At 72.2% G+C, this 12,737-nt stretch carries 14 protein-coding genes; 9 read left to right on the top strand and 5 right to left on the bottom strand.

Annotation, left to right across the window (positions count from 1 at the left end; all coding sequences use genetic code 11):
• Positions 1-129 precede the first annotated feature (129 nt).
• From argB to QK442_RS10675, 3 genes are read left to right on the top strand one after another with little or no spacing between them, the layout of a single operon-like run.
• Entirely contained in the window at positions 130-1,032 is a 903-nt protein-coding gene (argB, locus tag QK442_RS10685; RefSeq protein WP_282693638.1) for an acetylglutamate kinase, read from the top strand.
• On the top strand, positions 1,029-2,246 hold the full coding sequence (locus QK442_RS10680) for an acetylornithine transaminase (RefSeq protein WP_282693637.1): 1,218 nt from the start codon (positions 1,029-1,031) through the stop codon (positions 2,244-2,246). The genes argB and QK442_RS10680 overlap by 4 nt, the downstream gene beginning before the upstream one ends.
• 7 nt (positions 2,247-2,253) lie before the next feature.
• Positions 2,254-2,790, top strand: a complete 537-nt coding sequence (locus QK442_RS10675; protein WP_282693636.1) for an arginine repressor — start codon at positions 2,254-2,256, stop codon at positions 2,788-2,790.
• Positions 2,791-2,808: 18 nt separating this feature from the next.
• On the opposite strand, the gene QK442_RS10670 is transcribed toward QK442_RS10675, so the two are convergent.
• Both QK442_RS10670 and QK442_RS10665 read right to left on the bottom strand, forming a co-directional pair.
• Entirely contained in the window at positions 2,809-3,507 is a 699-nt protein-coding gene (locus QK442_RS10670; RefSeq protein ID WP_282693635.1) for a L,D-transpeptidase family protein, read from the bottom strand.
• Positions 3,508-3,544: 37 nt separating this feature from the next.
• Positions 3,545-4,150, bottom strand: coding sequence for a pyridoxamine 5'-phosphate oxidase family protein (locus tag QK442_RS10665; protein WP_282693634.1), 606 nt, complete (start codon positions 4,148-4,150; stop codon positions 3,545-3,547).
• A gap of 279 nt (positions 4,151-4,429) precedes the next feature.
• Between QK442_RS10665 and argH the strand changes: the two genes are divergently transcribed.
• The 3 genes from argH (at position 4,430) to QK442_RS10650 (ending at position 8,092) form a co-directional block, all read left to right on the top strand.
• Positions 4,430-5,857 carry an argininosuccinate lyase gene (argH, locus tag QK442_RS10660; RefSeq protein WP_282693633.1) on the top strand — a complete coding sequence of 476 codons (1,428 nt, stop codon included), beginning with the start codon at positions 4,430-4,432 and terminating at the stop codon, positions 5,855-5,857.
• 127 nt (positions 5,858-5,984) lie between these two features.
• Complete coding sequence (locus QK442_RS10655) at positions 5,985-6,536, top strand: helix-turn-helix domain-containing protein (RefSeq protein ID WP_282693632.1); 552 nt, start codon at positions 5,985-5,987, stop codon at positions 6,534-6,536.
• Complete coding sequence (locus tag QK442_RS10650; protein ID WP_282693771.1) at positions 6,536-8,092, top strand: MFS transporter; 1,557 nt, start codon at positions 6,536-6,538, stop codon at positions 8,090-8,092. Before QK442_RS10655 ends, QK442_RS10650 begins: the two co-directional genes overlap by 1 nt.
• Before the next feature lie 79 nt (positions 8,093-8,171).
• On the opposite strand, the gene QK442_RS10645 is transcribed toward QK442_RS10650, so the two are convergent.
• Positions 8,172-8,846, bottom strand: a complete 675-nt coding sequence (locus QK442_RS10645) for a lysophospholipid acyltransferase family protein (RefSeq protein WP_282693770.1) — start codon at positions 8,844-8,846, stop codon at positions 8,172-8,174.
• Between the two features lie 223 nt (positions 8,847-9,069).
• Between QK442_RS10645 and QK442_RS10640 the strand changes: the two genes are divergently transcribed.
• The 3 genes from QK442_RS10640 (at position 9,070) to QK442_RS10630 (ending at position 11,516) form a co-directional block, all read left to right on the top strand.
• Positions 9,070-10,266, top strand: a complete 1,197-nt coding sequence (locus QK442_RS10640; protein ID WP_282693631.1) for a glycerophosphodiester phosphodiesterase — start codon at positions 9,070-9,072, stop codon at positions 10,264-10,266.
• A 175-nt stretch (positions 10,267-10,441) separates the two neighbouring features.
• Positions 10,442-11,011 carry a sigma-70 family RNA polymerase sigma factor gene (locus QK442_RS10635; protein ID WP_282693630.1) on the top strand — a complete coding sequence of 190 codons (570 nt, stop codon included), beginning with the start codon at positions 10,442-10,444 and terminating at the stop codon, positions 11,009-11,011.
• Between the two features lie 25 nt (positions 11,012-11,036).
• Complete coding sequence (locus QK442_RS10630) at positions 11,037-11,516, top strand: GNAT family N-acetyltransferase (protein WP_282693629.1); 480 nt, start codon at positions 11,037-11,039, stop codon at positions 11,514-11,516.
• A gap of 9 nt (positions 11,517-11,525) precedes the next feature.
• Here QK442_RS10630 and QK442_RS10625 read toward each other — a convergent pair whose 3' ends face one another.
• Both QK442_RS10625 and QK442_RS10620 read right to left on the bottom strand, forming a co-directional pair.
• Positions 11,526-11,957 carry a hypothetical protein gene (locus QK442_RS10625; protein WP_282693628.1) on the bottom strand — a complete coding sequence of 144 codons (432 nt, stop codon included), beginning with the start codon at positions 11,955-11,957 and terminating at the stop codon, positions 11,526-11,528.
• Between the two features lie 2 nt (positions 11,958-11,959).
• Positions 11,960-12,322 carry a hypothetical protein gene (locus QK442_RS10620; protein ID WP_282693627.1) on the bottom strand — a complete coding sequence of 121 codons (363 nt, stop codon included), beginning with the start codon at positions 12,320-12,322 and terminating at the stop codon, positions 11,960-11,962.
• Between the last annotated feature and the right edge of the window lie 415 nt (positions 12,323-12,737).

Here is a 12,737-nt window from a genome sequence, read left to right as displayed (position 1 = left end):
GGCGGCCGCTTGGCCCGGACGAGTCCGGGTCGAGTCTTACGTCGCCTCCGCAGGCCAGCACCGCCCGCCCGGCGGCTGACCCCATCCTTCCGGAAGTCGGATATGTCGGCCAATCACTCAGAAGAGCGAATGTCCTCCACACGCAAGCACACCGCCCTCCCCAAGGCCCAGACGCTGATCGAGGCGCTGCCCTGGCTCACCCGCCACCACGGCAAGACCGTCGTCATCAAGTTCGGCGGCAACGCCATGATCGACGACGAGCTGAAGGCCGCCTTCGCGCAGGACGTCGTCTTCCTGCGCCACGCCGGCCTCAAGCCGGTCGTCGTGCACGGCGGCGGCCCCCAGATCAGCGCCGCCCTCGACAAGCACGGCATCATCAGCGAGTTCAAGGCCGGTCTGCGGGTCACCACCGAGGACGCCATGGACGTCGTACGGATGGTGCTCGCCGGCCAGGTCCAGCGCGAGCTCGTCGGTCTGCTCAACCAGCACGGCCCGCTCGCCGTCGGCCTCACCGGCGAGGACGCCCACACCATCACCGCCACCAAGCACCAGCCGGAGATCGACGGCGAACGGGTCGACATCGGCCGCGTCGGCGAGATCACCGCCATCGACACCGGCGCCATCCAGGCGCTCCTGGAGGACGGCCGCATCCCGGTCGTCTCCTCCATCGCCCGATCCCAGGACGACGGACATGTCTACAACGTCAATGCTGATACGGCGGCTGCGGCACTCGCTGCGGCGCTGGGCGCCGAGACCCTGATGGTCCTGACCGACGTCGAGGGACTCTACGAGGACTGGCCGAACAGCGACGAGGTCATCAGCCGGCTCACCGCGAGCGAGCTGGAGAAGCTGCTGCCCGAGCTGTCCAGCGGCATGGTCCCCAAGATGGAGGGCTGTCTCCACGCCGTCCGCAACGGCGTCACCACCGCCCGCGTCATCGACGGGCGCGTCCAGCACTCCATCCTGCTTGAGATCTTCACCGACGAGGGAATCGGCACGATGGTCGTGCCGGACGGACAGGGGGAAGCATGAGCGGCAACGAGGACCTGACCCAGCGGTGGCAGGGCTCCCTCATGGACAACTACGGCACCCCCCGGCTGCCGCTCGTCCGCGGCGAGGGCGCCAAGGTCTGGGACGCCGACGGCAAGGAGTACCTGGACTTCGTCGGCGGCATCGCCGTCAACGCCCTCGGCCACGCCCACCCGGCGGTCGTCGAGGCCGTGTCGAAGCAGGTCGCCACCCTCGGCCACGTCTCCAACCTCTTCGTCGCCGAACCGCCGGTCGCCCTCGCCGAGAAGCTCCTGACGCTCTTCGGCCGCCCCGGCAGGGTCTTCTTCTGCAACTCCGGCGCCGAGGCCAACGAGGCCGCGTTCAAGATCGGCCGGCTCACCGGCCGCACCCACATGGTCGCCACCACCGGCGGCTTCCACGGCCGCACCATGGGCTCCCTCGCCCTCACCGGACAGCCCGGCAAGCAGGCCCCATTCCTGCCGCTCCCCGGCGACGTCACCCACGTCCCGTACGGCGACGCGGAGGCGCTGAAGAAGGCGGTGACCGAGGAGACGGCCCTCGTCGTCATCGAGCCCATCCAGGGCGAGAACGGCGTCGTCGTCCCGCCGCCCGGCTACCTCAAGGCCGCCCGGGAGATCACCCGCGCCACCGGCACCCTCCTCGTCCTCGACGAGGTGCAGACCGGCATCGGCCGCTGCGGCCACTGGTTCGAGCACCAGGCCCACGAGGGCGTCGACCCCGACGTCGTCACCCTCGCCAAGGGGCTCGGCGGCGGCCTGCCGCTCGGTGCCACCGTCGCCTTCGGCCCGGCCGCCGAGCTCTTCGCCCCTGGCCACCACGGCACCACCTTCGGGGGCAACCCGGTCGCCTGCGCCGCCGGACTCGCCGTCCTGGACGTCCTCGGCACCGACGCCGCCCTCGACCACGTCAAGGCCGTCGGCGAGCGGCTGCGTTCCGGAATCGAGTCCCTCGGCCACCCGCTGGTCTCCCATGTCCGTGGTGCGGGCCTCCTGCTGGGTATCGTGCTCACCGAGCCCCTCGCGCCCCAGGTGCAGCAGGCGGCTCAGGACGCCGGCCTCCTGGTGAACGCGCCCGCCCCCGACGTCGTACGGATCATGCCTCCGCTGGTCCTCACCGACGCCGAGGCGGACGCCTTCCTCCGGGCGCTCCCGGCGGTCCTGCACGAGGCGTACAAGGCGCACGAGGCGAACGGGCAAGGACGAACCGGAGAATGAGGCGACGATGACCGACGCGCAGGGGAACGAGCACGGAGGGCCGTCGGTCCCGCAGACCCGCACCGCACGCCACCGCAGGATCGTCGACATCCTCAACCGGCAGCCGGTGCGGTCGCAGAGCCAGCTCGCCAAGCTCCTCGCGGACGACGGGCTGAGCGTCACCCAGGCGACGCTCTCCCGCGACCTCGACGAGCTCGGCGCGGTGAAGATCCGCAACACCGGCGGTGAGCTGATCTACGCGGTCCCCAGCGAGGGCGGCTTCCGCACCCCGCAGGCCCCGCTCGGCGAGTCCGCGAAGGAGGAGCGCATGCGCCGCCTCTCCGGCGAACTCCTCATCTCCGCCGAGGCGTCGGCCAACCTGGTGGTGCTGCGGACCCCGCCGGGCGCCGCCCAGTTCCTCGCGTCCGCCATCGACCAGGCCGAGCTCCACGCCATCCTCGGCACCATCGCGGGCGACGACACCCTGCTGCTCATCTCCCGCGACCCGGTCGGCGGCCAGGCCCTCGCCGACCACCTGCTGCGCCTGGCCCAGAAGGGCAATTGAGCGCCGCTCGAAGGCTGTTCAGTACCCCAGGATCGCCGTCGGCCCCCGCCGGGTGCCGACGGCGATGTGCGGCCGCCGCTCCGGCTCCGCCCAGGCGAGGATCGCCCGCATCGCGTCCGCCGGGACGGAGACGCAACCGGCCGTCGCCCCGCGCCCGTCGACGTGCAGGAAGATCCCGGCGCCGCGCATCCGCACCGGGCGGGCGTAGTTGAAGCCGATGACGAGCGCGTGCGCGTACTGGGTGCCGTACGCGGTGATGTGCTCGGCCTCCCCGGCGCGGCAGTCCTCCGGCAGCCCCTCGACCCAGCGGTTGTACGCGGCCGAGTCGTTGTCCTGGCACCACCAGGAGCGCTCGGTGGCCCGGACGTACGGGTACGCCGTCCCGGCCGGTGCGGGCCGGACCCCGAAGGCGAACGGCAGGTCGTACAGCCCCGTCGGCGTGGTGTTCGTCCCCTGCCGCCGAGCGGCCCCCTCGACCAGCCCGTTCGCCCCGAACCGAGCCGGCGCCGACCCCACCCGCACCCACCGCCCGCCCCGCCGGTCCCACCAGGTGACGGTCCCCGTGGTGGCGGAGGCGTCGGCGGCCACGGCGGTGATCAGCTGGGACCCGCCCCCGGTGTCCGCCATCCGCGCGGGCAGCGGGGCGGGCGAGGACGCGGACGCCGTCGCCGGCGCGAGGAAGAGCAGCACCGCGCCGAGCGCGAGAAGGGTACGCATGACGCGACGCTAGGCGTCCCGCCCGCCCCCGGCCACGCTACTGACCCGAGTGGGGGAGCGGCGGCAGCGGGAGTGGCAGCGCCGGCAGCCCGTCGAGGCTGGTGGCGATGTGCTCCTTGCGCTCGCAGTAGGCGTTGAACTGATCGTCCGTCTGGCGGTTGAAGTAGTCCGCGTGCAGCGAGCGGTCCTCCTGGTACTCCATCAGCGGGACGGCGAAGCCGCAGGAGTCGCTGATCCGCCGGGCGTGCACCAGGATGATCGCCCGCGCGCTGACCTGGTTCTCGACCGTCTCCGCGGGGAAACGGGCGAAGAGTTCGGGCCAGCGGGGGTCGTCCCGCAGTACCACCTCGCCGGTGCCGTGCACCCGCACCACGGTCGGCGGGCCGGAGAACGAGGTCCACATGAGGGTGATCCGCCCGTTGTCGGGCTCGCGGAGATGGGCGATGGTCTCGGCGGTGCTGCCGCCGAAGTCGATGTAGGCGAGGGTCAGTTCGTCAAGGACGACGAGGGTGCCCCGGCGGCCCTTGGGAGAGAGGTTCACATGTCCGTCGCCGGACAGGGGCGCGGTGGCGGTGAAATAGACGGGCTGGGCCTCGATGAAGTCGCGAAGACGCCCGTCGATACGTTCGTATGTTTTACCCATGGGGTCATTCTCTCCTCGGGTCGCCCCGCCGAGAGGGCCCGTCCCGGCGGGTGGAACTCACCCGGACCGCGACCCGGCGGCAGCCCCTCCGGCCCTACCGTCTGGACGGGGGTGCGGCCTCCCGTCGCCCCCGCTCCGTGGTCCGGTCCCATGGTCCCCGCCCCCGAGCCCTGGTGGGTCGTCGGTGCGCCGACCGGGAGGAGTCGATTGACGAATCATGCGGAGTTCTGCATACTCATGCATCAAGGGTTTCGGTATCGAGGCGAGGAGCAACCAGAAGTGAGCAGCAACAACGGTGACGTCCGGCTCTGGGGCGGGCGCTTCGCCGACGGTCCGGCCGAGGCTCTCGCGAAGCTCTCCGCCTCGGTCCACTTCGACTGGCGCCTCGCGCCGTACGACATCGCCGGATCCCGGGCCCACGCGCGCGTGCTCCACAAGGCCGGGCTGCTCACCGGGGACGAGCTGACCCGCATGCTGGCGGGGCTCGACCGGCTGGAGGCGGACGTCGCCGACGGGTCCTTCACCGGCACCATCGCCGACGAGGACGTCCACACCGCCCTGGAGCGGGGCCTCCTGGAGCGGCTCGGTGCCGAGCTCGGCGGCAAGCTGCGGGCCGGCCGGTCCCGCAACGACCAGGTCGCGACCCTCTTCCGGATGTACCTGCGCGACCACGCCCGGATCATCGGCGGGCTGATCGCCGACCTCCAGGACGCGCTCGTCGGCCTCGCCGAGGCGCACCCGGACGTCGCCATGCCGGGCCGGACCCACCTCCAGCACGCCCAGCCGGTGCTCTTCGCCCACCACGTGCTCGCCCACGCCCAGGCGCTCTCCCGGGACGCCGAGCGGCTGCGCCAGTGGGACACGCGGACGGCGGTCTCCCCGTACGGCTCCGGCGCCCTCGCCGGCTCCTCCCTCGGGCTCGACCCGGAGGCCGTCGCCAAGGATCTCGGTTTCGAGCGCGGCTCGGCGGGCAACTCGATCGACGGCACGGCCTCGCGCGACTTCGTCGCCGAGTTCGCCTTCATCACGGCGATGATCGGCGTCAACCTCTCCCGGATCGCGGAGGAGATCATCATCTGGAACACGAAGGAGTTCTCCTTCGTGACCCTCCACGACGCCTTCTCCACCGGCTCCTCGATCATGCCGCAGAAGAAGAACCCGGACATCGCCGAGCTCGCCCGGGGCAAGTCCGGCCGCCTCATCGGCAACCTGTCCGGCCTGATGGCCACCCTCAAGGCCCTGCCGCTCGCCTACAACCGCGACCTCCAGGAGGACAAGGAGCCGGTCTTCGACTCCTGCGACCAGCTGGAGGTCCTGCTCCCCGCCTTCACCGGCATGATGGCCACGCTCACCGTCAACCGGGAGCGCATGGAGGAACTGGCCCCGGCGGGCTTCTCCCTCGCCACCGACATCGCCGAGTGGCTGGTCAAGCAGGGCGTGCCGTTCCGGGTCGCCCACGAGGTCGCCGGCGAGTGCGTCAAGGTCGCCGAGTCCGAGGGCAAGGAGCTCGACGACCTGACGGACGAGCAGTTCGCCAAGATCTCCGAGCACCTGACCCCCGAGGTCCGCACGGTCCTCAACGTCCCCGGCGCCCTCGCCTCCCGCAACGGCCGCGGCGGCACCGCCCCCTCCGCCGTCGCCGCCCAGCTCGTCGAGGTCAAGGCCGACCTGGTCATCCAGCACGCCTGGGCCGACGCCAAGAAGTAGCCCCCAGGAAGCACTCCTCCTCCCGAAAGGCCCCTTACGGGGCCTTTCGGTGTTTCCGGGGTGGGCGTATCGAGTCGATCCAGTCCCGGATGAGACATTGATGTCTCACTCGGTGTATGGTCGTCTCATGTCAGTCGACCGCACCCAGGTGCTCCACGCCGCCGCCGCCCTGCTCTCCCGCAAGGCGACCGCCACCATGGACGAGGTCGCCCGGGCCGCCGGGATCGGGCGGGCCACCCTGCACCGGCACTTCGCCGGGCGGGACGCGCTCGTGCGAGCCCTTGAGCAGATGTGCATCGAGGAGACCGAGGCGGTCCTGGAGGCGGCCCGGATCGAGGAGGGGCCCGCCGACGAGGCGGTCCGCAGGCTCGTCGCCGCCTCGCAGCCCGTCGCCCCGCTCCTCTCCTTCCTCGTCACCGAGAACCAGCTCTTCGAGGGCGAGGGACAGAACGAGGGCTGGGCCCGCCTCGACGCCCGCCTCGCCGCGCTCTTCCGGCGCGGTCAGGAGGAGGGCACCTTCCGGATCGACCTGACCCCCGCCTGGCTGTGCGAGGCCCTCTACGGGCTGATCAGCTCGGCGGCCTGGGCCGTCGCCGACGGCCGGGTCGCCGCCAACGACTTTTCTCACATGATCGCCGAGCTGCTGCTCGGCGGAGCGCGCAGGAGCGTGGAGAAGTGATCACCGAAACCGTCCGCCACGACAAGGACAACGGAGAAGGCCATACCGAGGGCGTCCGCCGTCCCGGCCGGTGGCTCGCCCTTGCCGCACTCGTCCTGGCCGTGCTGCTGGTGGCCGTGGACGCCACCGTGCTCGGCCTGGCGACCCCGTTCCTCTCCGAGGACCTCAAGCCGACCGGCACCCAGCTGCTCTGGATCGGCGACGTCTACTCCTTCGTCATCGCCGGCCTGCTGGTCTCCATGGGCAGCCTCGGCGACCGCATCGGCCGCAAGAAGCTCCTCCTCGTCGGCGCCGCCGCGTTCGGCGCCGTCTCGGTCCTGAACGCCTACGCGTCCAGCCCCGAGATGATGATCGCCGCCCGCGCGCTCCTCGGCGTCGCCGGCGCGACCCTGATGCCGTCCACCCTGGCCCTCATCCGCAACCTCTTCCACGACCCGCGCGAGCGCAGCCTCGCCATCGGCATCTGGGGTGCCATGGCCTCGGCCGGCGCCGCCGTCGGACCGCTCGTCGGAGGCTTCCTGCTCGGACACTTCTGGTGGGGCTCGGTCTTCCTCATCAACCTGCCCGTGATGGCCGTCCTGGTCGTCATCGGCGCCAAGCTGATCCCCGAGTCGAAGAACCCGGACCCGGGCCCGTGGGATCTGCCCAGCGTCGGCCTCTCCCTCGTCGGCATGATCGGCGTCGTCTACGCGGTCAAGGAACTGGCCTCGCACGGGCCCACCCTCGACGTGGCCGTCGCCGCGCTCGTCGGCGCCGGCGGCCTCACCTGGTTCGTACGCCGCCAGCTGACCCTGCCGGCCCCGCTCCTGGACATGCGCCTCTTCCGTAACCGCGGCTTCTCCGGAGCCGTACTCGCCGACCTGCTGACCATCCTCGGCCTCGCCGGCCTGGTCTTCTTCCTGTCCCAGTTCTTCCAGCTGGTCCAGGGCCGCACGCCGCTGGAGGCCGGCCTCGCCGAACTGCCCGCCGCCCTCGGCTCGGTGACGGCCGGCCTGCTCGCCGGCCGGGTCGCCCGCCGGTTCCCGGTCCGCTCGGTCGTCGCCGGCGGCCTCGCCGCCGTCGGACTCGCCCTCGCGGTCCTGACCGCCCTCGGCAGGACCACCGGCTACCCGCTGCTCGGCGCCGCCCTGCTCGTCGTCGGCGTCGGCGCGGGCCTCGCCTTCACCGTCACCGCCGACGTGATCCTCTCCAGCGTCCCCAAGGACCAGGCCGGAGCCGCGTCCGCCGTCTCCGAGACCGCGTACGAGCTCGGCGCCGCCCTCGGCATCGCCCTGCTCGGCTCCGTCGTGACCGGCGTCTACCGGGGCTTCGCCACCCCGCCCGGCACCCCGTCGCACGTCGCCGCGGCCGCCCACGACTCGCTCGGCGGCGCCGTCGAGGCCGCCACGGCCCTCGACCCCGACCGGGCCGCCGCCCTGGTCCACGCCGCCCAGGACGCCTTCGTCGACGGCCTGCGGATCGCCGCCGGCGTCGGCGCGGCCGTCCTCCTCGCCACCGCGGTGGCCGCCTGGTTCCTCCTCAAGGGCCAGCGGCTCGGCGACGGCGTCGAGCACTGACGCACCCGCACCCCCGTACGTACGAGGAGGGCGCCCCCGGATCCCCGGGGGCGCCCTCCTCGTGTCCGCCGCGCCGCCGTTACGCGGCCTCCTTCGCCTTCGTGGCGTACATGTCCACGTACTCCTGGCCCGACAGCCGCATGACCTCCGCCATCACCGAGTCCGTCACCGCCCGCAGGACGTACCGGTCGCGGTCCATGCCCTCGTACCGGGAGAACTCCAGCGGCTCGCCGAAGCGGACCGTCACCTGGGCCGGGCGCGGGAAGCCCGCGCCGCTCGGCTGCACCTTGTCCGTGCCGATCACCGCGAACGGCACCACCGGCGCGCCGGTCATCAGCGTCAGCCGGGCCACACCCGTACGGCCCCGGTAGAGCCGGCCGTCGGGGGAGCGGGTGCCCTCCGGGTAGATCGAGAAGATCTTGCCCTCCTCAAGGACCCGGCGGCCCGTCATCAGCGCCGCCACACCGCCCCGGCCGCCGTCCCGGTCCACCGGGATCATGCCGACGCTGGTGAAGAACCAGGCCATCAGCCGGCCCTTGAGCCCCTTGCCCTTCACGTACTCGTCCTTGCCGATGAAGAAGACCTGACGGTCCAGGCAGATCGGCATGATCATCGAGTCGATGAAGGTGAGGTGGTTGCCCGCGAGGATCACCGGACCGGTCCCGGGGACGTTCTCGGCGCCCTCGACGCGGGGGCGGAACATCAGGCGCAGGACCGGACCGAGAGTGGCCTTCACGATCGCGAGACGGGACAACGGTTCCTCCGGTGTCGAGCGGGCGGCTTCCGGGAGCCGACGGTGCAGCACGGGACGATACTCGCGGGTCACCACCGTCCGCACATCGGGTTCACCGAACGGATACGCGGTGTTGACGCGTGTTTCCGCCATGTTCCGCCAAGGTCCGCCGCCCGTAGGGGATCCCCGCCTAGCGTCGGCCCCACCCCATGACAGGTGCGGGACATCACACAGGAGGACCTCCATGACCCAGGGCGCACCCCGGACCCCGGCCCGCCGCACGCTGCTCGGAGCGGCCGGCGCCGCCGCGTTCGGCGCCACCGCCGGACTCGCCGCCGGCACGGGCACCGCGCGGGCCGCCGAGACCGGCCGCCCGTACGACCGGGGCGACGGCAGGGGCCACGGGCGCGGCTACCGCTCGCTCCCCGTCCCGACCGTCATCGCCCACCGCGGCGCCAGCGGCTACCGCCCCGAGCACACCCTCGGCTCCTACCGGCACGCCCTGGACCTCGGCGCCCACGTCATCGAGCAGGACCTCGTCCCCACCAAGGACGGGCACCTGGTCTGCCGTCACGAGAACGACATCACCGGCACCACCGACGTCGCGGACCACCCCGAGTTCGCCTCCCGGAGGACCACCAAGTCCGTCGACGGCGTCTCGTACACCGGCTGGTTCACCGAGGACTTCACCCTCGCCGAGCTGAAGACCCTCCGCGCCAAGGAGCGCATCCCCGGCACCCGCCAGGAGAACACCCTGTACGACGGCCGCTGGACCGTCCCCACCTTCGAGGAGGTCCTGCGCTGGGCCGACGAGGAGGGCCGCCGCCGGGGCCGCGAGATCTGGCTCCACGTCGAGACCAAGCACCCCTCCTACTTCCGCTCGATCGGCCTCGGTCTGGAGGAGCGCCTGGCGAAGCTGCTCCGCCGCTACGGCCGCCACCGCGCGCACTCCCCGGTCTTCCTCCAGTCCTTCGAGCCCAGCAGCATCCAGCGCCTGGCGAAGCTCGTCGACTCACCGCGGGTCGTCCTGCTCTCCGGCGCGCACACCCGCCCCTGGGACTTCGTCGAGTCCGGCGACCCGCGCACCGTCGCCGACCTCGTCACCCCCGCCGGGCTGCGCTGGATCGCCTCGTACGCCCAGGGCATCGGCCCCACCCTCGACCTGGTGATCCCCAGGGACGCCGCCGGCCGGCTCGGCAGCCCCACCACGCTGGTGCGGGACGCCCACGCGGAGGGCCTGATCCTCCACCCGTACACCCAGCGCAACGAGAACGCCTTCCTGCCCGCCGAGTTCCGCAGGGGCACCGACCCGGCGGCCTACGGCGACGCCTTCGGCGCGCTGGAGCGGTACTTCGGGACCGGCATCGACGGCGTCTTCTCCGACAACCCGGACACGGCGCTGCTGGCCGCGGCGGACTTCGGGGACTCCGCCGCCCGCTGACCCGGCTTGGCCTGACCGGATCCTGGATCCAATATCCGTAATCCCATATCCGTGATCCTGGATCCAATATTCGTATGCCGGATATTGGATCCAGGATCTGGGATCCATACCCCCGACCGGGTGGTTCCCCACCTCACCCGCAACCGGCCCCCGCCCGCCCCGCATCGTGCCGGTCATGACCTCTCCGGAAACCCGCCCCGACACCCAGGAAACCCTCCTCGCCACCCTCACCCCGCTGCTCGCCGCCGAGTCGCGGGCCGAGGCCGCGGCCGCCGGGATCGAGCCCGGCGACCTCGAACAGGCCGTCTGGCTCCGGCTCCTGGAACGGCTCAGCGCCGACGGCGCCCCCGAGCGCCCCGCCGACTGGCTCCGCAGGGCCGTCCGCGCCGAGGCCCGCCGCGCCCGCCGCACCAGGGGCCGGGAGCGCCCGTACCACGAGGAGGCCCCGCCGGCCGTGCACCCGGAGGCGTACGGCTCCGGTCCCGAGGGCTCCGTCCTCACCGCCGAGCGCCGCCGCACCCTGCGCGCCGCCGTCACCCGGACGCCCGGCCGCTGCCCCCGCCTCCTGAACGCGATGCTCGACCCGGCGGACCCCACCTACCGGGAAATCGCAGGAACGTTGGGTATCTCACAAGGCAGTCTGGGGCCGATGCGTTCCCGCTGCCTGGGATGCCTGCGCAGAATGCTCGCGGCAGAGGTTCCCGCCCCCGGCCGACGGGGAAGGGTGCGAGGTACCGATCGGTGACCATATGAGCGGGAGGCATGCACACATGGGCCTGAGTGTGACCATCTCGGCGGCTGGCGCGGGCGACGCGGAGCAGATCCTGAAGCTCCAGTACCTCTGCTACCAGAGCGAGGCCGAGCTGTACGGCGACTGGTCCATCGAGCCGCTCACCCAGCCGCTCGACGCCGTCCGCGCCGAGCTGGCGGAGGGGTACGGGCTCGTCGCCCGCCTCGGCGACGAGGTGATCGCCTCCGTGCGCGCCCGCACCGACGAGGACGGCACGGTGCACATCGCCAAGCTCATCGTCCACCCCCGCATGCGGCGCCACGGCATCGGCGGCCGGCTCCTCGACGCCATCGAGCGCCATTTCGCCGGTCCTGACGCCGCGACCAAACGCTTCCAGCTCTTCACCGGCCACCGCAGCGAGGGCAACCTCCGCCTCTACCGCGCCAGGGGCTACGCCCCGGTCGACACCCGCGAGGTCGGTCCCCGGCTCACCCTGGTCACCCTGGAGAAGGCCGCCTAGAGCCGGGCCTCAGGCGGTACGTGACCGCCGCAGCCACCAGATGCCGGTCAGCGGCAGCAGCACCGGGATGAAGACGTAGCCGTACCCGAAGTCCGACCAGACCGTGGCGTCCGGGAAGGCGGACGGCTCGACCAGCGTCCACGTCCCCACGACCAGCACGCCCGCGAGTTCGGCGGCGCAGCACACCAGCGCCGCCCTGCGGGCCGTCTCCCCGCCCCGTACCAGCGTGTACGTGATGAAGACGTAGACGACCGCCGCCACCGCCGAGAGCGTGTAGGCGAGCGGAGCCCGGTCGAACTCGGTCGACACCTGGTAGACCGAGCGCGAGACCGCGCCCACCGACATCACGCCGTACAGCCACACCAGCAGCATGCCCGGCCCCTTGACGAGCCGGGCCCGCGTCTCCCGGGGCTCCTGTCGCGTCTCCTGGGTCCCCGTCATGGTCAGCCCACCGTCCAGATGTCGAAGAGACGCACCTCGAGGACGGCGAGCACGACCGCGCCGGCCGCCACCGTCGCCGAGCCCCAGCGGGTCCGCTCGGCCAGCGACATGAAGCCGGCGATCGGCACGGCGCACAGCGCGCCGAGCAGATAGGCGACGAAGATCGTCGTCCCCTCCTCGGCCTTCTCGCCGCGGACCAGCTGCACGATGCCGACGATCAGCTGGACCAGGACCAGGAAGGTCACCACGGCCATGCCGATGAAGTGCCAGTCCTTGGTCGGCTGGTCCCGGTAGGCGGCGAAGCCGCACCAGGCGGCGAGGGCGAGCGCGGCCACCGAAACCGCGACCGTGAGGGCGTCAAGCATGCGCCCGAGGGTATTACGGGCCGGACGCCCCGGAACGCCCGACCCCGTCGACCGCCGTACGACAGCCTTGCCCGCCCGTCGCACGGCAGCCCCACCCCCCGTACGACAGCTGCACGGCAGCCCCTCCCGTAACTCCTCACTCCTCCCGCACCGTGGCCTTGGCCACATCCCGCCCCCTCAGCCCCCCTCCGGCGAGTCCCCGGCGACCCGCTCCCGCGCAGGCGGCGCACGGGACGGCCGTCCTCCGGGCCGTCCGCTTTCCGTCTCAACGGCGTCCGGAATGCGGACACCGGACTTTCGTTCGCACCTGCGCATGCTTTACTTGCAGCCATGACCACGACGAGCAGCCGCATCCTTGCGACCGAGGCGAACACGACGCCCGGTGCTCCTCGCATGTGTCGAATGTGCGCCATCT

This window comes from Streptomyces sp. CC208A, assembly GCF_030010625.1.
Classification (GTDB): Bacteria; Actinomycetota; Actinomycetes; order Streptomycetales; family Streptomycetaceae; genus Streptomyces.
The sequence above is the reverse complement of the archived record's forward strand: the minus strand, read 5'-3'. Positions and strand labels throughout refer to the sequence as shown.